Annotated in this window: 19 protein-coding genes; 11 read left to right on the top strand and 8 right to left on the bottom strand. The window is 31.1% G+C overall.

Going from position 1 to position 20,045, the window contains the following annotated elements; translation table 11 throughout:
• Positions 1-21 precede the first annotated feature (21 nt).
• Together HA143_RS00320 and HA143_RS00315 are read left to right on the top strand one after the other, a co-directional pair.
• On the top strand, positions 22-687 hold the full coding sequence (locus HA143_RS00320; protein ID WP_209082689.1) for an AAA family ATPase: 666 nt from the start codon (positions 22-24) through the stop codon (positions 685-687).
• A complete protein-coding gene (locus HA143_RS00315; RefSeq protein WP_209082688.1) occupies positions 627-863 on the top strand; it encodes a hypothetical protein in 237 nt (78 codons plus the stop codon). Before HA143_RS00320 ends, HA143_RS00315 begins: the two co-directional genes overlap by 61 nt.
• A 225-nt stretch (positions 864-1,088) precedes the next feature.
• On the opposite strand, the gene HA143_RS09780 is transcribed toward HA143_RS00315, so the two are convergent.
• Positions 1,089-1,217 (bottom strand): hypothetical protein, encoded by a 129-nt coding sequence (locus HA143_RS09780; protein ID WP_257469964.1) that lies wholly within the window; start codon positions 1,215-1,217, stop codon positions 1,089-1,091.
• A complete protein-coding gene (locus HA143_RS00310) occupies positions 1,217-1,510 on the bottom strand; it encodes an MTH1187 family thiamine-binding protein (protein ID WP_209082687.1) in 294 nt (97 codons plus the stop codon). The genes HA143_RS09780 and HA143_RS00310 overlap by 1 nt, the downstream gene beginning before the upstream one ends.
• 403 nt (positions 1,511-1,913) lie before the next feature.
• Here HA143_RS00310 and HA143_RS00305 point away from each other — a divergent pair, with 403 nt between their 5' ends.
• Positions 1,914-2,909: a hypothetical protein gene (locus HA143_RS00305; RefSeq protein WP_209082686.1), complete on the top strand. Its 996-nt coding sequence runs from the start codon at positions 1,914-1,916 to the stop codon at positions 2,907-2,909.
• Here the strand turns inward: HA143_RS00305 and HA143_RS00300 are convergent.
• The gene (locus HA143_RS00300) at positions 2,884-4,035 is read right to left on the bottom strand and encodes a tetratricopeptide repeat protein (RefSeq protein WP_209082685.1); all 1,152 of its coding nucleotides are present in this window, start codon (positions 4,033-4,035) and stop codon (positions 2,884-2,886) included. The genes HA143_RS00305 and HA143_RS00300 overlap by 26 nt on opposite strands.
• Before the next feature lie 142 nt (positions 4,036-4,177).
• Here HA143_RS00300 and HA143_RS00295 point away from each other — a divergent pair, with 142 nt between their 5' ends.
• The 5 genes from HA143_RS00295 (at position 4,178) to mrdA (ending at position 7,941) form a co-directional block, all read left to right on the top strand.
• Complete coding sequence (locus HA143_RS00295; RefSeq protein WP_209082684.1) at positions 4,178-4,324, top strand: hypothetical protein; 147 nt, start codon at positions 4,178-4,180, stop codon at positions 4,322-4,324.
• 158 nt (positions 4,325-4,482) lie between these two features.
• Entirely contained in the window at positions 4,483-5,196 is a 714-nt protein-coding gene (locus HA143_RS00290) for a PD-(D/E)XK nuclease family protein (protein ID WP_209082683.1), read from the top strand.
• Between the two features lie 81 nt (positions 5,197-5,277).
• Positions 5,278-5,886: a hypothetical protein gene (locus tag HA143_RS00285; protein ID WP_209082682.1), complete on the top strand. Its 609-nt coding sequence runs from the start codon at positions 5,278-5,280 to the stop codon at positions 5,884-5,886.
• Between the two features lie 85 nt (positions 5,887-5,971).
• Positions 5,972-6,139: a hypothetical protein gene (locus HA143_RS00280; RefSeq protein ID WP_209084512.1), complete on the top strand. Its 168-nt coding sequence runs from the start codon at positions 5,972-5,974 to the stop codon at positions 6,137-6,139.
• A 98-nt stretch (positions 6,140-6,237) separates the two neighbouring features.
• Complete coding sequence (mrdA, locus tag HA143_RS00275) at positions 6,238-7,941, top strand: penicillin-binding protein 2 (RefSeq protein ID WP_245210868.1); 1,704 nt, start codon at positions 6,238-6,240, stop codon at positions 7,939-7,941.
• Between the two features lie 22 nt (positions 7,942-7,963).
• On the opposite strand, the gene HA143_RS00270 is transcribed toward mrdA, so the two are convergent.
• Genes HA143_RS00270 through HA143_RS00260 form a run of 3 tightly spaced genes read right to left on the bottom strand, consistent with a single transcriptional unit; the run spans position 7,964 to position 12,100 of the window.
• Positions 7,964-8,488: an NAD(P)H-dependent oxidoreductase gene (locus tag HA143_RS00270; protein ID WP_209082680.1), complete on the bottom strand. Its 525-nt coding sequence runs from the start codon at positions 8,486-8,488 to the stop codon at positions 7,964-7,966.
• A 17-nt stretch (positions 8,489-8,505) separates the two neighbouring features.
• Positions 8,506-10,308, bottom strand: coding sequence for a diflavin flavoprotein (locus HA143_RS00265; RefSeq protein ID WP_209082679.1), 1,803 nt, complete (start codon positions 10,306-10,308; stop codon positions 8,506-8,508).
• A gap of 16 nt (positions 10,309-10,324) precedes the next feature.
• On the bottom strand, positions 10,325-12,100 hold the full coding sequence (locus HA143_RS00260) for a diflavin flavoprotein (protein ID WP_209082678.1): 1,776 nt from the start codon (positions 12,098-12,100) through the stop codon (positions 10,325-10,327).
• A 105-nt stretch (positions 12,101-12,205) separates the two neighbouring features.
• On the opposite strand from HA143_RS00260, the gene alaS reads away from it, so the two are divergent.
• Positions 12,206-14,866 (top strand): alanine--tRNA ligase, encoded by a 2,661-nt coding sequence (gene alaS / locus HA143_RS00255; RefSeq protein WP_209082677.1) that lies wholly within the window; start codon positions 12,206-12,208, stop codon positions 14,864-14,866.
• Here alaS and speA read toward each other — a convergent pair.
• Entirely contained in the window at positions 14,851-16,797 is a 1,947-nt protein-coding gene (gene speA, locus HA143_RS00250; RefSeq protein WP_209082676.1) for a biosynthetic arginine decarboxylase, read from the bottom strand. The two genes, alaS and speA, sit on opposite strands and share 16 nt — an antisense overlap.
• A gap of 122 nt (positions 16,798-16,919) precedes the next feature.
• Here speA and ndk point away from each other — a divergent pair, with 122 nt between their 5' ends.
• Complete coding sequence (gene ndk / locus HA143_RS00245; RefSeq protein ID WP_209082675.1) at positions 16,920-17,378, top strand: nucleoside-diphosphate kinase; 459 nt, start codon at positions 16,920-16,922, stop codon at positions 17,376-17,378.
• 3 nt (positions 17,379-17,381) lie between these two features.
• Here ndk and thiO read toward each other — a convergent pair whose 3' ends face one another.
• On the bottom strand, positions 17,382-18,491 hold the full coding sequence (gene thiO / locus HA143_RS00240; protein WP_209082674.1) for a glycine oxidase ThiO: 1,110 nt from the start codon (positions 18,489-18,491) through the stop codon (positions 17,382-17,384).
• A 79-nt stretch (positions 18,492-18,570) separates the two neighbouring features.
• Here thiO and gatB point away from each other — a divergent pair, with 79 nt between their 5' ends.
• Positions 18,571-20,043 carry an Asp-tRNA(Asn)/Glu-tRNA(Gln) amidotransferase subunit GatB gene (gene gatB, locus HA143_RS00235; RefSeq protein WP_209082673.1) on the top strand — a complete coding sequence of 491 codons (1,473 nt, stop codon included), beginning with the start codon at positions 18,571-18,573 and terminating at the stop codon, positions 20,041-20,043.
• Positions 20,044-20,045: the final 2 nt, after the last annotated feature.

The raw sequence follows: 20,045 nt of genomic DNA, 5'->3' as shown, positions 1-20,045 counted from the left end.
AAAAGAAATAAAAATAAAAAATTGTTTATTACTGTTTGCGGACAAAAAGGGGGTGTAGCTAAAACCTGCACAAGTATTCACCTTGCTAGTGTTTGGCATTCGGAAGGTAAAAAGGTTTGCATAGTCGATGCTGACAAGAATAGATCAGCATTAGCATACTCATCAAGAGGTAATCTTCCATTTCCAGTTTTCCCAGTCAGTTCAGCTGCTAAAGCATCAAGATCATCAGAAATCGTAATCACTGATGGACAAGCTAGCAGTGATCAAGAAGAACTTAAACACTTAGCGTATGGTTCAGATTTAGTTATCTTACCTACAACTGCAAAAGCAAGATCCGTAGAATTAACTGTTGAACTGGCTAATTTATTAAGCAACTTAAGAGTTAACCATGCAGTAGTAATAGTAAAAGTTGATTTTAGACAGCAAAAAGCAGCGCAACAAGCGAAAGCAGCTCTAGAGAATTTTGGTTTATATGTTTTTGATAAATTTATACCCTTACTTTCAGCGTTCGATAAAGCAGAAGCCTCGGGTAATGCTGTATTTGAAGCTGTAGACGATTTAGGTAGATCAGATCCTCGTCGAATGACGGGCTGGTCTGCTTATTGTTCAATTGCCTCACAAATTCCATGCCTGATTTCGAAGCCCTCATCCGACACCAACAACAACCAACAACCAATCAGCGCTTAAAAGTAGTAGATGCTCCTGATTTTGAGAAAGAAAACAACGAAGCACCAATAATTACAAAATCTGGATTATTGGTTAATTTCTTTGGTGGTTTTATAGGTTCTGTCATTGGAACTTTAACAATATTGTTCCTTTATATAAATGAATATCTGCCAATAGATTTAATTAAACTTAAGTAGTATATTCGCTATTCATTTCTATATTAAGATAATCAATATAATTGACTGCAATAACTAAGTTCTTTGAATGAATACAACTGTAAGCAAACGGTAAGCAACAGAACATGCTTTCTGAAAAAAATAAATTAGACCAAAATGTGTGATATTGCCATGATTTTTTGTTGGTAAATTTTGTTTTTTATACTTCAAGGTTGTTGAAACAGAATTTCTTAGTTTCTAATGCTTTTAATAATGAGGTGGTTCAGATTCTTCTGTTGGAAAGTAAATATCCTCATCCTTATCTTTTTTCTTCTTTCTGAAATACTCATCGGATGAATCTAACCCATCATCATCATAATTTCGTTCTTTTTCCATTATTTGTCTAATACACTTTTTACTTTATCTGAGAATTTTTGTTCTTTATCAGTTCTAGTATTTACTTTCATGGTTGTATAAATTCTAGGAGCACCTTTTGAATGAATTTTTTTATGGCACTTTTTAACACATTCAAATACTTTATCCCAATCTCCCTCTATTGCAGTTCCATTCGCTCCTAATTGATAGTTAAGTCCTTCATTTTTGATAACTTCAAGACACTCTTTTATATAGGGAGATAGAGAAGTTCCAACTCCAATAGGGACTAAGCATAAATCAATACTTACAAACATAAATTTTTCCTATTTTGATAAATCTAACCATTAATATCCAAAATGCTTAATATCAATAAAATTTAACGCAGAAAATCAGGGAAAGTTTACTAAAAATAAAATAAGAGAGCATTTGTTTACCCTCTTCGAGTCGCATGCACCTCGCTGTCCACAAAGTCGATGAAATGCTTTTGACTCCTGTATTATTTTTAAGTCAAATGAATACAACAAGATATTCGTAACAAGCACAAAGCACTTTTACTCGGGTAATAATACTCTATGAATTTCAAGTTAATAGGAGGATCATCAAAAGTAGTATCTAAATATTCAACTTTTATGAGCGAGACAAAATTTTAAAAAAGTTGCAAAATTTATATAATTTTTTTCATTTTCTAATTAGATTATTTGAAAGTTTATATTTCTTATGAAAGATAATTGGAATTTTTTACTATCTGAATTTCGTAGATTTGGCGGCATAGCAGATAATGTATGTCAAAAGGAAGGCGAATATGGTAGAGGTATTTTCCCTGTTAATCCAAGTATAAGAGCAAGAATTTTTACTCCATCAAAATTAATGGTCAAAAAAGACGATATTGATTTAGAAGATAATAAATTAAGAATTAAAAAAGATAAGGAATATAATCAGGAAATTAGAGATTTTTTTAATTTCTACCAAGATAATTTTTCGTGGGGATCGGGTGGGAAAGAAACAACAGAATTGTTTGAGAAAGGATTAAGTTTGTTCAATTCAAATATCAAGGAATTAATTAATAAATATGCTTTAGTTGATTTAGATGCTAGGCATAGAGGCGATTGGAATGAAATTGTTAAAAAGCAATTCTTGAATGCTAGAGGAGTTACATTTGGGAAGACTATTTTTATTGCTCCTATCTGGGAACTCGTCAATCATAAAGTAAGATCTTTGAATTTTATCCTTAATAAGGAAGGAGTAAGCACTCCAAATTATCCAGCTTCCAACTGTGAGATAAGATTTTCATATAGCGATACGAGTTCATTAAATCGTTTTTTTTCTTATGGTTTTTTTTCTGAAGAAACCATAGTATTTTCTATACCTTTTTCAATAAAAATAGAAGATCTTGGCATTTATATTTCTTGTAAGGGACTCGCTCTTAAAAATGATTCTATGAAAATAGAAAGATCTGGTAATAAAATCATTTTAGAGGGTTTGCCTATTGCTGACGTCAATCACCCTAGATTGCCATATGATTATTTTGATCAGATGATTAGGAAGATAGGTCATATTAATATTTCTCAAGATCTTTTATTAAAAATATTTCAATTAAATATTTCAATTAGAAAAAAAATTTTAGATGAATCTCAGTTAATAAAAAACGAAGTCTCAGATACATTGACTAAACTTATGCTTTATGAAATCAATCTAATTTCATCGCACGATTAAAACTATATGAACCCAAAATAGACCATTTCCTAATAGACATAATTTTTTCTGAACATAATTCTGCTTCTTTTGATTTACCAAGATCTCTCAATATGGTTCCCAGGCTTAAATATGCTTCTGCGTAATTAGGATTAATTTCAATTGCCTTGCGATATAAGATTTCTGCTTCTTTTAATTTGCCAAGACCTTTTAATATTATTCCCAGATTGGAATGCGCTTCTGCGTAATTAGGATCAATTTCAATTGCTTTGCGGCAAGGAATTTCTGCTTCTTTTAATTTGCCAAGCTCACTCAAAATGATTCCCAGATTGGAATATGCCTGTGCGTAATTAGGATTAATTTCAATTGCTTTGCGGTATAAGATTTCTGCTTCTTTTGATTTACCAAGATCTTTTAAAATGTTTCCCAGATTGGAATGCGCTTCTGCGTAATTAGGATTAATTTCAATTGCTTTGCGGTATAAGATTTCTGCTTCTTTTAATTTACCAAGATCTTTTAAAATGTTTCCCAGATTGGAATATGCCTGTGCATAATTAGGATTAATTTCAATTGCCTTGCGGTATAAGATTTCTGCTTCTTTTGATTTACCAAGATCTTTTAAAATGATTCCCAGATTGGAATGCGCTTCTGCGTAATTAGGATTAATTTCAATTGCTTTGCGGTATAAGATTTCTGCTTCTTTTAATTTGCCAAGCTTACTCAAAATGATTCCCAGATTGGAATGCGCTTCTGCGTAATTAGGATTAATTTCAATTGCTTTGCGGTATAAGATTTCTGCTTCTTTTAATTTGCCAAGCTTACTCAAAATGATTCCCAGATTGGAATGCGCTTCTGCGTAATTAGGATTAATTTCAATTGCTTTGCGGTATAAGATTTCTGCTTCTTTTAATTTGCCAAGCTCACTCAAAATTACTCCATAATTAGAAAAAACTCTATAATCTTGAAAACCTTGATCTAGGCAATATTGATAATATTTCGTTGCTTCAGAGATTTTTCCTTGCACATGGAAATTGATAGCCTGATTAATAAATTGTTCTTTAGAAGGTTTGGTTTTCTTATTAGTTTTCTTATTAGTTTTCTTATTAGTTTTCTTATTAGATTTATAATTTTCTCCAAAACCTCTCATATTTAACCTTAATTGTTTTAATTATAAAATTATAGTTTTTATAAAAATTTAAATAATGTAGATTAAGTAATATTGTTTATTCAACTATTATCGATTATCCATAAAAGTCACTCATAGAATAAAACTAAAGTTTTGAATTTGAATGCTTTTTCAGATTGTCACTGGATTGTTCTGTGATTTATGTTTCCCAGACGCTTGTCATAACAATAATCCCTTTGCAAGGAACTATTTATTAGTCCCAAAAAGAGTACAAACTTCGTTCTGGACTTTAGAAGAAGGTCATGTGTAAAAACATGCATTATAATATACTCAAACTTGTTGCAATGACTGTGTTTTGATTTGTAATTATTGGTGTTACTATTGAGAAGGAGTAAGTTATCAAATTTTTTAAAAAATTTAAGACTATTTTTTTAAGTATTCAATTTTTTAAATGAGATTTAAAACGAGATGAGCGAGATTATTAAATTAAGTCGATCTACTGTCGAAAAATATCTTAGTTGTCCAAGGTGTTGTGTACTTGATAAAAAATATCAAATAAAACCACCATCATTACCATTTACCTTAAATATAGCTGTAGATAATTTATGTAAAAATGAATTTGATCATTACAGAAGAATACAGGAGCCTCATCCTTTATTGATTGAACATTGTATTGATGCTGTTCCTTTAAAACACAAAAATTTAGAGCGTTGGAGAAATAATTTTAAAGGGATAAGGTATAAGTCAATTGAACATCATTATGATTTTGGCGGTGCTGTCGATGATATTTGGCAGAAAAAAAATGGTGATCTCATTATTGTTGATGTAAAAGCAACATCAAGAAATAATTTTGATTGGTCCGAGACTTTTAATAAATACGAATATGCAAAAGCTTATAAGAGACAATTGGAAATGTATCAGTGGTTATTTAAAAAAAATGGTTTTAAAGTTGCAAAAGAAGCTTATCTTTTATATTTTAATGGGAAGAAAAATGAAGAGGTTTTTAATAATCAATTAAATTTTGATGTACATCTAATTAGATTAGAGTGTTCTACAGCATGGGTAGAACATAAGATAATTGATACGGTCAATTTATTACGTTCGGATATTTTTCCCAAACCTTCATTCAATTGCGAATATTGTAATTATTTAAAGAGGCGTTGGCAATTATCGATAAATTAATAATCATAGAACAATGTTTTGATATTTCTGAAAAAATAGTAAATAAAAGATAATCTTTAATTAGATTATTAATTTAGACTTTTGATAACATCAAAAAATTCCGCAAGAAAGATAACTAATCATCTTCAACAAGATGTAGTCAAAGTATCTGGTAAAACAATTTTTATTAATCCTTTTTTGTATTGGCGGAAGATTGACGAAAATACTAATAGATGGCTTCGAGAACCAGGACAAATGTCAGAGGATCAAATTCATCCTAATAGGAACCGTTTTTATCCAGAAATAGAGTGGGCTGAGTTAAGTCATGAGCAAAAGCTAATAAAAGATGCAACTGTTGAGATGTTTTTAAAAACTCTTGAATTGATAAGTACATTTCATCCTTATCTTAGTTCCGGACAGCTATTAGAAGTTGAGAGAAAAATGGCGATCATAAAAAAGATTCCTTTCGAAAAGTGGGTTACAAAATCTTTCGCCAAAAACGCGAGATTATTAGAAAATGAAAAAAGAAAATTTCAAAGAGAAAGATTTTTTAGTAGTTGGAGGGATTGGTTTAGTCTTGAAAATACTCAACAAGCTATTGTGCCATTCATTGTAACGATATTTATTGCCTCATTCATTGGATGGTCTTTAGGAATATCAAAGAATAGTTGTAATCCTTATTTTGAACAAAATATAGATCAATTAAATTAAATTTTTTATGATATTTTATCAGTATGGGACTTAATATTATTTTGAAAAAATAAATTTTTTATTTAAGATTGTATTAACTGGAATAATGACTTTACAAAGTATAAGTTTTATGAGTGAAAATTTGACTTCAAAAGATATTGAAAATGATGAGTTTAATCTTAATACTGAAGATATTGATTACAAAACTTTAATAACTAGACTTAAAGAGATAAAAACAACAATTTCTTTCTTGGAAAAAACAATATTTAAATAAATTTCAAATTTTTGATAAAAACCAGCCCTAATACAAAACGTATTTCATTAAAGAGACAACCTTTAGTCCTATTTATTTTTTCTTCTATTTCGTTTTTATTGATTTTATTTAGATTAATTTTTTTACAACTTTTCAATTATGAATCTTTTAAAAAAATGTCTGATGAGAATAGGATTAGACTTATTGCTTCTCAACCAATACGCGGAAGAATATTGGATAAAAATGGTTATGTTTTAGCAGATAGTAGAGTTAAATATTCTTTAATAATAAAGCCTCAATCTGTAAATAAAAGCAATTGGGCACAGCATAAATTAAGTATTGCTCATTTATTAAATATTGATAGTAATTTAATTCAAAAAAAATATTATGAGGGCCTAAAAAATCAAAAACTTGCAGTAACTATTCTTGATGATTTAAATGTAGATCAATTAATAAAATTTAAGGAAAATGAAGATAATTTATTTAGTTTTGAAATAGCGACGAAATTAATTAGAAATTATCCTTATCAATCTGTTGCTGCGCATGTAATTGGTTATACTCAGCCAATCACTGAAGCAGAATATAAATTTTTATCTGAGAAGGGTTATAAATTAAATGACTTAATAGGGAGAACTGGCATTGAATATGTTTACGAAGATTTCATAAGAGGTGAATGGGGAGGAGAAATGGTTGAAGTAAATTCTTTAGGCAAATTTCAAAGATCATTGGGTATAAAACGATCACAACAAGGTAATGATATTGAATTGACAATTGATATAAATTTGCAATTAGTTGCTGATGAAGTTCTTAAAGACAAAAAAGCTGGAGCGATAATAGTTATGGATCCAAGAGATGGTGCAATAAGAGCGATGTCAAGTAAGCCTACTTTTGATTTGAATTTCTTTTCAAAGGATTTTAAGCCTGAAAAAGAATATAATAAGATATTTAATTCTCCTGAAAAACCTCTTTTTAATAGAGCATTAAATGCTTATGATCCAGGCAGTGTTTGGAAAATTGTAACTGCTTTAGCTGGCTTAGAAAGTGGCAAATTTCCTAGTGATACTATTCTAGATACAAAACCATGTATCACTTATGGGAGTCAATGTTTTAGGGAACACAATGATTTAGGCTTTGGGGCTATAGGTTATGAAGATGCTTTAAGAGTTTCAAGCAATACATTTTTTTATCAAGTCGGATATGGTGTAGGAGTTGATGAAATTCATAAGGTGTCCAAAAAGCTTGGTTTTAATTCTTTATCTGGAATTGAAATTTCTGAACAAGAAAATATAGGATTAGTAGCTAGTAGCGCATGGGCTAAAGAAGGTAGAGGATGGGGCCAACCAGGTAGAACTCCTTGGGTTCCCGAAGATATTGCGAGTATGTCTATTGGACAATTTGTTGTACAAGTTACTCCTATGCAAATAGCTAGAGCATATGCTGCGATTGCAAATGGAGGTTATCTGGTGACTCCCCATTTAGCTAAAAAAGGTCAAGTAAATCTTTCAGAAACAAAAAGTATTAAAATTGACATTGATCCAAATAATATCCAGTTGATAAAACGCGGTCTCAGGAAAGTAGTAGAGTCAGGTACTGGAGTATCAATTAATTATGGAGTTTCGAATTTACCTCCAGTGTCAGGTAAAACTGGAACTGCTGAAGATGGCGAAGGTGGTTTAGATCATGCTTGGTTTGTTTGCTTTACTCCTTTTGAAAAGAGTGAGTTACTTGTAGTGGCTTTTGCACAAAATACTCCCGGTGGTGGCTCTGTTCATGCACTTCCTATGGCAAGAGAAATTTTAAAAGTTTGGAATGAAAAAAAATGATATTAATTTTTAGTTTTAAAGTTTATATTTTTAATTTTTTCATCTGTAAAAGTCTTTGAATAATATCTTCAATAGTTTTGACATCTATAGGTTTACTATATGAGGACAAAAGTTGTCGCCCTAATACCTGACTTCCTAAATGCACTAATTGAATACGTAATGAGGTAAGTAGTTCTAAGCCTATGCCCCCAGAGAATGTTGCAATTGCAATTGGTTGACCATTAAATAAATTCCTAAAGTCATCTCCAGAAATAGAAAGCCATGCTATTAAGTTGGAGAGAATAGGAGGTATAGATCCATTATATTCAGGAGCACAAATCACCCATTTTTCTATTGAGAAAAGCTTTTTTTTAATTTCTTGTATTTCAACTGGAATATTCTCTTTGTTATGAATTCGTGGATTAAATAGTGGAATATCAAGAGTGGTAAGATCTAAAATTTCAGAACTTATTTGATTTTCATTACTTTTTTCAAGGAATTTTTCAGCAAGTTCTAGATTTTTTCCACAACTAGCTGTAATGATTATTAGATCTTTTGATTCAGTCATACATTTGATACATAGATTTAGTAGTTGGCACCACTTTTACGGTGATGAACTGCTGTTAGACAATCGGATTTTAGTATATTACCGTGTAGTACTTCGGCGTATATTACCCAATGATCTCCACATTCCATTCTCTCTTTTACAGAAGCGTCTAACCATGCTAAAGATTCAGGAATAATTATTTGTTCATTAGGAGTAAATTCCATATCTAAACCTTCAAATCTATTTTCTCCTGGTGCAAAGGGTTTTGTGAATCTTTTTAGAGGTTCTTTAAAATCTTTTTCACTTAGAATGTTTAATGCGAATGAATCTCCAATTTGAAGAAGAGATTCTACCGATCTATCTTTTGCTACTGCGATACTTAATCCCGGTGGAGAAAAACTTGCTTGACTAACCCACGATGCAAGCATAGCTCCTTTGATATTATTTTCATCTTTTCCTTTAGATGCAGTGAGAACACAAAGTGAACCAATAACTCTTCCAAGTGCTTGTAACTTTGGATCCGTTTTACTTGTAATCATTCCTGTATCTGATTTTCTGGGTTTTTTGTTTGCTTTTTTTAAAATTTTTCTCCCAAAGTGAGTCCCTATTTCTTCTAGCTCTTTAATCTTTGGTTTATTTGGACTGAATTTAATTCTTATAGGGTCAAAACTAAACTTAAAACCACCGTCTTTTAATTTTGATTCAAGTAAATCTATTGCTTCTCCGCTCCATCCAAAACTACCAAAAATTCCTACTGGTTTATCTCTATTACCTTCAGATAACAATGTTCCAAGTGCACTTACTATAGGAGTTGGTGCGTGACCGCCTAAAGTGGGAGATCCGATTAAATATCCATCAGCATTTTGGATAGATTTTATAAGTAAATCATTGGATGTAAATTCACAATTAATACTTTCAACTTCAACTGAAGTTCTATTTATTCCTTTAGCCAACGCATCTCCTATGGAGGCTGTATTTCCATATGCACTGGCATAAATTAAAGCGATTTTAGGATTATTTGTTGAGAAATTTTCTCCCCATCTTATGTAATCATTTAAAAAGCTTTTTAAGCTATATTCGATAGCCGGACCGTGTAATGGAGCAATAGTTTTAATTTCATAATCTGCAATTTTTTCAGTTATTGATACTACTTGATTAGACATTGGTGCCATCAAGCAATCATAAAAGTGTTTTCTATCAATTTCTGTACTAACTCGATTTGTCTCAGACCAAGATTCAGATGCGATGTGTGCAGAGAAAATTTTTTCACTTAGAAGTATTTCTTGATTGCGTTCATAAACTATTAGTCCTCCAGGCCAACGTGCTGTTGGAATAGGAATTAACTCTAGATAAATGTTATTTAATTCTAAATTAAGTTCCTTTTTGATTATGTTTATTGTGGGTAATTGAACTTCATCAAAGTTTTCTAAGTTAGGATTTTTTTGATACCAAAGTTCCGAAATAAGTTTAAAGCCAGGATTAGAGCAAGTAATAGTTACGTTCTTATATTGCGTACTAATGTTTTTTATAGTTTCTATAATTTGGGGATTGATATGGCCAGAAATGACGTTAATTTTATTTAATTTAAATTGATCAAAAAAGTTAGCTATTACCTCATTAAATGAATTTAAATTTTGTTTTTCGGGTGGATGAATAATAAAAAGTTCTTCATTATTTCTAATTAAAAAAGTATTAAAAGAGGTTCCTTTTTCGAGATTAAACTCAAGTTCAAATCTTTCTTTATTTTTATCAAGAAATCTGATACAAGTAAAATTATCAGTAATTTCAAATTTTGATAAGTTGTGATTTGTTGAAAGTAAGCTTATAGTAATTTCTGACATTTTAAAGATTTATTTTCTAATAGTGATTAGCAACCTTCCTGTGATGAACAGCTGTCTTGCATGATAAGTCAGAGACATTACCATTTTCAACAATTCCGTAAATTATCCAATGATCTGGAGTCTCCAGTCTGGAACTCACTTTACAATCTAAAAAAGCGAGTGAATCTGACAGAACTGGTCCTCCTTCTGCGATGTTGCTAATTACATCTACATCTGCAAATCTATCAGCTCCAGGAGCAAATCTTTTTAAAAAATGTCTGAACATTTTTTGATAGTTATCTTCTCGCAAGATATTCACAACAAAACCTTTTCCAACTTGCATATATGATTCAATAGCTCTATCTTTTGCTACTGCAACTGTAATACCTGGTGGAGAAAAACTTGCTTGACTAACCCAACTCGCGACCATTGCACTTTGTCTAAATGTAGAACCTTCACCTTGGCTAGCTGTAACTACATATAATCCTCCACTTAACCTACCTAAAGCTTTATCTAAATTGGAATCAAGGCTTTTCATTGAGGCAATATTTTTCTTTTTGTTGATCAATTGACCCAAGTCAGTTCCAGCTTCTTCGAATTGTTGATAAACAATGGGATCAGGAATATTTTTCACTCTTAAAGGAGAGAAAGCTTCTTTTTGACCTAGTGCTCTTAATTTATTTGCTAAAGAATCTATTGGTTCGTCATTTCCGCCAAATGCATCATAGACAGCCGTAAATTGTTTTGGTTTTAATGCTGCAAACAAAGTGCCAAGAGATTCTTTTAATTCATTATCTGAATCTACTGGCCATGTGGGTATCACTACTGCTTTTGAGTCAGAAATTAAACTTGTTAATTCTTGGGAGTCAGAAGATCTTAAATCAATTAATTGAACCTGAGCATCTGCTTTACTTATTCCATGCGATATAGCTTGGCTTAGTCGATCACAAAATCCATAGTCGCTTATATAGCAGACTGATACAAATTCATTTCCTTTGCTTTTATTGCTACTCCATTCTAGATATTTTCCTTTCCAAAAATTGACTTGATTATGAAGCAAAGGCCCATGACCAACAGCTATTGTTTTTAATTCAGGTAGCTTATCTATTCTTTTAATTGCTTGTAGAACGCTTCTAGCGTTTGGACCCATTAGGCAATCGTAATAAAAACGGAAATCATCATATATTTCTTTTTGATCAGCGTCAAAAAATTCTTCAGAACAATAATGTAATCCAAATGCATCGCATGTGTAGAGAACATGTGTGCTGTGATCATATGAAAAAATTGTATCTGGCCAATGTAAATTTGGTGCGCTTATAAATTCAATATTGTGTTCTAAACCGCTATTATGATTAGTTCCTAGATTTAAAAATTCTCCACTCTTCACTTCTAAACGCTTAAAGGGAATGTGTATTTGGTCTTCAATGAATTTAAGGGCTAATTTTGAACCTACTACTGTGATATTTTGGTTTAATTCTAAAAGATGGCCTATTAAACCAGAATGATCAGGTTCTGTATGGCTTGTAATTAGATAATCAATTTCTTGAGGATTTAGCTCTTTCAGTAATGCTTCAAACCATAATTCTTCGAACTTTGCGTGACTAGTATCAATAATTGCTAGCTTTTCTCCTTTAATAATAAAACTATTGTAAGTAGTTCCATTTCTTAAACCAAATTCAATATCAAATCTACTGCGATCCCAATCCAAAGATCTTATGGCACAAGAATCATCAGCGAAGTTGTGAGATTGAACTGTTAACTTGTTATTTATTTGTGCCAATTTAGAATTACTTGTCTGGGCAGAGGCTATCATAGAATAATTCGCTTTATCAATTAACTTTAGTTATATAGAATATAAATCAGCGTGATTATTTTTGCGAAATAACCGAAATTGCGCTTTTCTTTAATTTGTATTCTTATGACATCTCAATTAATAAAAAAAATAATTACTGGAGATGAGATAAGAAATGCTTTTTTAAAATTTTACAGTGAAAAATTACATAAAATCATTCCAAGTGCATCTTTAATTCCTGATGATCCAACGGTTATGCTCACAATCGCTGGAATGCTACCTTTTAAACCAGTTTTTTTAGGTTTAAAAGAAAGACCATCAAAAAGGGCCACATCTAGTCAAAAGTGCATCAGAACAAACGATATAGAAAACGTTGGAGTTACAGCTAGACACCATACATTTTTTGAAATGCTTGGTAATTTCTCTTTTGGAGATTATTTTAAACGCGAGGCCATTCATTGGGCTTGGGAATTAGTTACTAAGATTTATCAAATATCTGCTGAAAATATAATTGTGAGTGTCTTTCATGAAGACGAAGAGTCTGCAAAAATTTGGAGAGATGAAATTGGTATTCATCCAGATAGAATAGTGAAACTAGGTGAGAAAGATAATTTTTGGTCTTCTGGGAAAACAGGTCCATGTGGTCCTTGTTCAGAACTTTATTATGATTTTAATCCGGAAAAAGGTCTGCAGAATATTGATTTAGAAGATGGAGATCGTTTTATTGAATTTTATAATCTTGTATTTATGCAATATAATCGCGACTCTAGTGGAAAATTGACAGATTTAAAATTCAAAAATATTGATACAGGAATGGGCCTTGAGAGAATGGCTCAAATATTGCAAAAAAAGAAAAATAATTATGAGACAGATTTAATTTTTCCTATTATTCAAAAAACTTGTGAGATTGCAAATATTGATTATTTTTCTTCAGATGAAAAAAACAATATTTCCTTAAAAATTATTGGAGATCATACTAGAGCTGTGATTCATTTAATATCTGATGGAGTAGCAGCAAGTAATCTCGGCAGGGGGTATATATTAAGAAGGCTTATTAGAAGAATGGTCAGACATGGGAGGTTATTAGGCATAAAAAATGAATTTTTACCGAACATTGCTTCTGTGGGGATCAATTTAATGCAAAAGAATTATCCTGATTTAAAAAATAATAATAATTTAATTTTGAATGAGATAAAAATTGAAGAGTTAAGGTTTAGGGAAACGCTTGATAGGGGGGAAAAATTGCTTGATGAGTTGATTTCTTCAGGGCAGAAATTAATTTCTGGTTTTAAAGCCTTTGAACTTTATGATACTTATGGATTTCCTCTAGAACTTACTGTAGAAATTGCTGAAGAAAATAGTATCAATGTAGATATAAATGGTTTTGAGAAAGAAATGCATGCACAAAAAGAGAGAGCTAAAGCTGCTTCAAGTAATATTGATTTGACATTAGAGGGATCATTAGAACGAGAAATAGATTTATTTAATAAAACTATTTTTAATGGTTATGATTCACTTCTTTCGGAAGCTGAAATAAAAGGTATATTTCTGGATTCAACATTAGTTAAGCAAGCAAGTGAAGGTCAGAAAGTTTTAATTGTTCTTGATCAAACAACTTTTTATGGAGAATCTGGCGGTCAAGTTGGTGATATTGGAACGATTTTTTCAAAAGATGTAGAGGTCTCAGTTGATAATGTCATTCGAAAGAAAGATGTTTTTTTACATTATGGAACAATAAAAAAAGGAATATTAACTATTGGACAAAAAGTTAAGACTAATGTTAAATCCTCTAAAAGAGCTAAAGCTGCTGCAAATCATACAGCCACCCATTTGTTGCAATCTGCTCTCAAATCAGTTGTTAATGAAAGTGTTGGCCAAAAAGGTTCATTAGTAGCCTTTAATAAATTACGATTTGACTTTAATTCTTCTAATCCTATTTCTAAAGATCAAATTTCTAAGATTGAGACTCTCGTTAACTCTTGGATTATGGAAAATCATGTCCTAGAAATAAAAAATATGTCTAAGACTGAGGCTCTTGAAATGGGAGCAGTGGCCATGTTTGGAGAAAAATATGATAACGAAGTCCGTGTTGTTAATGTGCCAGGAATTTCAATGGAACTATGTGGCGGAACACATGTTAAAACTACATCTGAATTAGGTTCTTTCAAAATAATTAGTGAGGAAGGAATTTCAGCTGGAGTAAGAAGAATCGAAGCATTATCAGGCCAATCAGCCTTCGACTATTTTAGTGACAGAAATTCTTTAGTAAATCAACTAAGTGATTTGTTAAAAGCAAATCCTAATCAACTCTTTGAAAGGGTTAATAATTTGCAGGCAGAACTTATAAATAAGAATAAAGAGATACAAAAAATGAAAGATGAAATTGCATATTTTAAATACTCTTCTCTAAAATCATCCGCAGAAATAGTAAATTCTTTTTCAATATTAGTAAATCAGATTGATGGCTTAGATGGAAATTCTTTGCAATCTGCAGCACTTAATTTGACTTCTCATTTAGGAAATAAAGCAATAGTTATTCTTGGGGGAATACCAAATCCAGGAAACAAAAAGTTGTTATTTGTAGTTTCTTTTGGTGATGATGCAGTAAAAATAGGATTGCATGCAGGTGTATTAATTAACGAGATTGCAAGAATTTGTTCGGGAGGGGGAGGAGGAAAACCTAACTTTGCTCAAGCAGGTGCTAAAGATATTGATCAGTTAAATATTGCATTAAATTATGCAAAAAATTATTTGCAAAAAACATTAGAAAGTTATTCTGATAAATAACTACTTTTTCTGAGACTTATCTCGATTTGATCAATTAATTTTCTTGCTTCTTCAATAGTTAATTTTTTTTGATCAATTGCTGATTCAGTATTAATTCTTATAGATTCAACCAAAGAAGCAGGACTGTAATCCAATAATTGCAAAATTTCAGATTTACTGTCCTCTTTAATAATATTTTTGACCTTATATGAATCATCTGGATTCATATCAATATGAACAACGTTTGTATTGCCGAATAAATTGTGCAAGTTTCCTAATGCTTCTTGATAGGCTCCAGTCATGAAAATTCCAATTAGATAATCTTGATCTTGCTCTGGCATATGTAAATTTAGTAATGATTTAATTTTCCCATTATCAAAAAAATTATTTAGTTTCCCATCTGAATCACAAGTTAAATCTGCAAAGTTTCCTTTGCAGAATGGCTCTTCTAAGTGCCTATGAATTGGTGCTGTTGGAAAAATCTGATTGATTGCCCAGCTATCGGGAATAGATTTAAAGATAGATAAATTTGCATAATAAGTTGCTGCAAGAGTTTCTGTAATTTCAAACAAATCAGGATGATTGATTTCATTATTATTCAGGTTATTAGCAATTTCTTTTGCGCAAGCCCAGGTAATTTCTTCGGCATAAGCTCTTTCTGCCAAACTTAAAAATCCTAATCTAAAAGCGACTAAGCAATCTTCTTTAAACTTTTTTGCATCGTTCCATAGCTCAATTATTTGAGATAAATTTATCTTTTTATTTGTAAGTTTTTTTAATTCATAGAAAGTTTCAAGTAGATTTGAAATGATTAATGATTGATTTTTTTCATCATCAATTTTTAGTTTGGAGCTTACATGGCTTGTTCCTAAGACATTAAAAATTAAAACTGAACAATGACTAATTATTGCTCTTCCGCTTTCTGAGATTATAGTTGGATGCTCAATATTGTTTAATTCACAGGAATCCTTTACGGTTGCAATGACATCGTTAGCATAATTTTGAAGAGAATAATTTGTAGAAGTGTTGGAGGAAGTTTTAGTTCCATCAAAATCTATCCCTAACCCCCCCCCAACGTCGATATATTTCATTGGGGCCCCTAGTTTGCATAGTTCAACATATATTTGACTAGCTTCTTGTAATGCGTCTTTGATCACGGCAATATCACTTATTTGACTTCCTATATGAAAGTGAAGCAATTTCATTTCGTTTATCAGATTTGCTTCTTTAAGTTCTTTTATTGTTGACATAATTTCTGGGATTGATAATCCAAATTTGGAATTATCTCCAATAGATTTGCTCCACCTACCGCTGCTTTTACTTGATAACTTTGCTCTAATACCTATCAATGGAGTCGCTTTAAGATCCTGAACTGCTTGAATAATTCTTTTGACTTCATCCCTTTGTTCAATAACTATTATTGGATTTTTGCCGAGTTTTCTAGCCAAAGTAGCAATCTCAATATATTTTTTATCTTTATATCCGTTGCATATCAATAATGAATTTTGGTTTTCAAGCAGTGCAAGGCCAATTAATAGTTCTGATTTACTTCCTACTTCTAAACCAAAATTCCATGGGCTTCCAAACTCTATTATCTTTTCCAGTACATTTTTCTGTTGATTACATTTAACAGGAAAAACGCCTTGATAAATATTCTTATATTTATAGGTTGTTATTGCTTTTAAAAAAGCTTCATGTAATGCATTTATTCGATCTTTCAAGATATCGTTAAATCTTATGATTAATGGTGTATTTATTTCTCTGCTTTTGAGTTCTTTGACAAGCTTAAAAAGATCAATCTTTTTTTCTGATTTTATATCTTTTGTTACTGATATATTTCCTTTGGAATTAATAGAAAAATATTTATCCCCCCATTTGTCAATGTTGTAAGTCGCAATACTATCCTCAATAGTCCAATTTTTCTGTAATTTTTTTGGCTCAAAATTGGTCAATTTATGTTTTAGTAATTAAGAAATGTTTTTGAAAAAAACTCAAAACAATATCTTTTATTTTAATGATTACTTGCCAAGTTACCACCCAAAAGTTGAATATACATAGAGTGATTATTAATTAAATGACCAAAGAGAGAACTTTTGTTGCAATTAAACCAGACGGAGTGCAAAGAGGATATGTTGCTGAGATTATTGGCAGATTTGAAAAAAAAGGATTTAAGTTGGTTGGTTTAAAACAATTAATCCCATCAAAAGATCTTGCCCAAAATCATTATGGAGTACATAAAGAAAGACCTTTTTTTGGCGATTTAGTTGATTTTATTTCAAGTGGTCCGGTTGTTGCCATGGTTTGGGAAGGCGATGGGGTTATTTTGAGTGCTAGAAAATTAATAGGTGCAACAAAACCGCTAGAAGCAGAGCCTGGAACAATTAGGGGGGATCTAGCTATTGATATTGGGAGGAATATAATTCATGGTTCTGATGGAGAAGACACAGCAAAATTTGAAATTAATCTATGGTTTAACGAAAAGGAATTATGTGAGTGGGAAACTTCTGATTGGAAATGGCGATCTGAAAATTAAAATTTAAATCTCAAATCTATCTAAACTAAATTTTTCTAAAAAGCTTATTTCTATTTCTTTGAGACTTTTATTTTGAACTAATTTAAAAATAAGATCACTTGTTATTGCAGAAAATAAAACCCCATTTCTATAATGTCCAGTAGCTAAAAAAAGATTTTCAATTTTAGATTTACCTAGTATTGGTTTGAAATCTGGTGTACAAGGTCTAAATCCCCACCAATGTTCCATTTGTGGCCAATTAATGGCTTCAGGTAATAAAGATCGAATACCTTCTTGCAGTTGATTTATACCATTCGGAGTATTTCCCTGATTAAATTTTGAATCTTTTTCAACTGTTGCGCCAACGATAATAAGTCCATCATCACGAGGCACTAGATAGGTTTTTGGCCCAAAAATAACTCTCCTCAGAAAATTTGATGGACCTTGTATTGATAGCATTTGTCCCTTTACAGGAAAAACTGGAATCTTTTTGTAAATTTTTTTACTCCAAGCACCACTGCATAGAATTGCTTTTTCACAATTAATTTTTTTCAATTGCCCTGTGGCACATAAAACTGTTGCACCAGTAATTTTGTTTTTTTCTACTGTCAAATCCTTGACTTCTGATCCTTCTTGAAATTCGACTCCATGCAAGGAGCATGCTCTCTCCAGAGCACGCATCAGTCTTCTTCGATTATCTATCTGACCATCCTGTTTAAACAGTAAACCATGTTTCCAAATAGAATTTATTCCATTAATTTCTGTTTGAAGATCTTTTTGATTTAAATACCTTCCATATTCATAAGTAGGAAATTTTTCAAGATCTTCTTTATTTTTGAAAGGAACTACTATTCCACATTTTTTTAAACCACATTGCATCTTACTATCTTCTTCAATACTTTTTATCCATTTTGGAATTAAACTTTGGCTTTCTTGTCCAAATTTTAGTAATTCCTCTTTGAGCCCTTCGGAATGAGTAGCTAACATTCCTGCAGCTACAAATCCAGCTGATTCATTTCTGTTTTTGCTTAAAACTAAAACTTTGAAATTATTTCTAGCAAATTCATAAGCAATAGATAACCCTATTAGTCCACCGCCAATAATTAAAATTGAATTTTTTGTTTCTTGAGTCATTTAATATTTAATATTTTTATTTGTGTTTTGGTCCTCTTTTACCTTATATCCAATAATATTAATAAAGAAACTTTTAATAATGAAAAATTTGGAATCTTGGGAAGCTGTGATTGGATTGGAAACTCATGTACAGCTTAATACGAAAAGTAAAATATTTACATCTGCGTCAACAGCTTTTGGTGATGCACCTAATACACATATAGATCCTGTAGTTTGTGGGTTACCAGGAACACTTCCAGTTTTGAATGAGACTGTTCTTGAGTACGCTGTAAAAACTTCTTTGGCATTAAATTTAAATGTTGCAGAACATTGTAAATTTGATAGAAAACAATATTTTTATCCTGATCTGCCCAAAAATTATCAAATTTCACAATTTGATGAACCACTAGCTGAGAATGGCTGGCTAGAAGTTGAAATAATAGAAAAAGACAAAAAATCTTATATTAAAAAAATTGGTATAGAAAGGCTACATATGGAAGAAGACGCCGGTAAATTAGTTCATTCAGGCAGTGACAGATTGGCTGGTTCTAAGTATTCCTTAGTTGATTACAATCGTGCTGGAATAGCGCTTTGTGAAATTGTAAGTAAACCAGATATTAGAACAGGTAAAGAGGCATCTGAATATGCTTCTGAGATTAGAAGAACAGTTAGATATCTAGGAGTATCAGATGGAAATATGCAGGAGGGTTCATTAAGATGTGATGTCAATATTTCAGTGAGAAAAGGACCTAATGCTCCTTTTGGTACCAAAGTGGAAATTAAGAATATGAATTCATTTTCTGCAATTCAAAAGGCTTGTGATTATGAAATAGCCAGACAAATAGAAGTTTATGAAAATGGAGGAGAAATTTTCCAAGAAACAAGATTATGGGATGAAGCTAAGCAATTAACAAAAAGTATGAGACTAAAAGAAGGTAGTAGTGACTATAGATATTTCCCTGATCCTGACTTAGGACCAATTGAAATAACACAAGCCCAAAAACAAATATGGTTTAAAGAACTACCAGAACTACCTGCAAAGAAAAGAAATAAATATGTAAGTGAATTTGGGTTATCTGCATATGATGCAAGGGTAATTTCTGATGAAATTAACATGGCAAATTTTTTTGAAGCAACAGTAACTAATGGTGCTGATGCCAAACTAGCTTCAAATTGGGTAACAAGTGATCTTGTGGGCTATTTAAAAGCAAACAAACTTAGTTTTAGTGAATTAAATCTTAGTCCCGAGAATCTTGCTGAAATGATTAATATGATTTCAAAAAATACTATTAGTGGAAAAATTGCAAAAGAAATTTTACCTGAATTAATTCAAAAAAATATTTCTCCCGAAAAATTAGTTGAAGAAAAAGGGTTGGCTATGATATCTGATTCTTCAAGTATTTTACCAATAATCAATGAACTGATTACTGAACATCCAAATGAAGTTAAAGCATTTAGAAATGGTAAAACTAAATTACTTGGTTTTTTTGTTGGTCAACTTATGAAAAGAACGAAAGGTAAGGCTGATCCTAAACTTGCAAATACACTTCTTGCAGAAAAGTTGAATAGCTAAAA

It is taken from the genome of Prochlorococcus marinus CUG1415 (assembly GCF_017696015.1).
GTDB lineage: Bacteria > Cyanobacteriota > Cyanobacteriia > PCC-6307 > Cyanobiaceae > Prochlorococcus_A > Prochlorococcus_A marinus_AE.
The sequence above is the reverse complement of the archived record's forward strand: the minus strand, read 5'-3'. Positions and strand labels throughout refer to the sequence as shown.

Coding starts and splice junctions, on each gene's coding strand:
- HA143_RS00315 (WP_209082688.1), top strand. CDS start 627: ATGCCTGATTTCGAAGCCCTCATCCGACACCAACAACAACCAACAACC.
- HA143_RS09780 (WP_257469964.1), bottom strand. CDS start 1,217: ATGGAAAAAGAACGAAATTATGATGATGATGGGTTAGATTCATCCGAT.
- HA143_RS00310 (WP_209082687.1), bottom strand. CDS start 1,510: ATGTTTGTAAGTATTGATTTATGCTTAGTCCCTATTGGAGTTGGAACT.
- HA143_RS00305 (WP_209082686.1), top strand. CDS start 1,914: ATGAAAGATAATTGGAATTTTTTACTATCTGAATTTCGTAGATTTGGC.
- HA143_RS00300 (WP_209082685.1), bottom strand. CDS start 4,035: ATGAGAGGTTTTGGAGAAAATTATAAATCTAATAAGAAAACTAATAAG.
- HA143_RS00295 (WP_209082684.1), top strand. CDS start 4,178: ATGCTTTTTCAGATTGTCACTGGATTGTTCTGTGATTTATGTTTCCCA.
- HA143_RS00290 (WP_209082683.1), top strand. CDS start 4,483: ATGAGCGAGATTATTAAATTAAGTCGATCTACTGTCGAAAAATATCTT.
- HA143_RS00280 (WP_209084512.1), top strand. CDS start 5,972: ATGACTTTACAAAGTATAAGTTTTATGAGTGAAAATTTGACTTCAAAA.
- HA143_RS00270 (WP_209082680.1), bottom strand. CDS start 8,488: ATGACTGAATCAAAAGATCTAATAATCATTACAGCTAGTTGTGGAAAA.
- HA143_RS00265 (WP_209082679.1), bottom strand. CDS start 10,308: ATGTCAGAAATTACTATAAGCTTACTTTCAACAAATCACAACTTATCA.
- HA143_RS00260 (WP_209082678.1), bottom strand. CDS start 12,100: ATGATAGCCTCTGCCCAGACAAGTAATTCTAAATTGGCACAAATAAAT.
- alaS (WP_209082677.1), top strand. CDS start 12,206: ATGACATCTCAATTAATAAAAAAAATAATTACTGGAGATGAGATAAGA.
- ndk (WP_209082675.1), top strand. CDS start 16,920: ATGACCAAAGAGAGAACTTTTGTTGCAATTAAACCAGACGGAGTGCAA.
- thiO (WP_209082674.1), bottom strand. CDS start 18,491: ATGACTCAAGAAACAAAAAATTCAATTTTAATTATTGGCGGTGGACTA.
- gatB (WP_209082673.1), top strand. CDS start 18,571: ATGAAAAATTTGGAATCTTGGGAAGCTGTGATTGGATTGGAAACTCAT.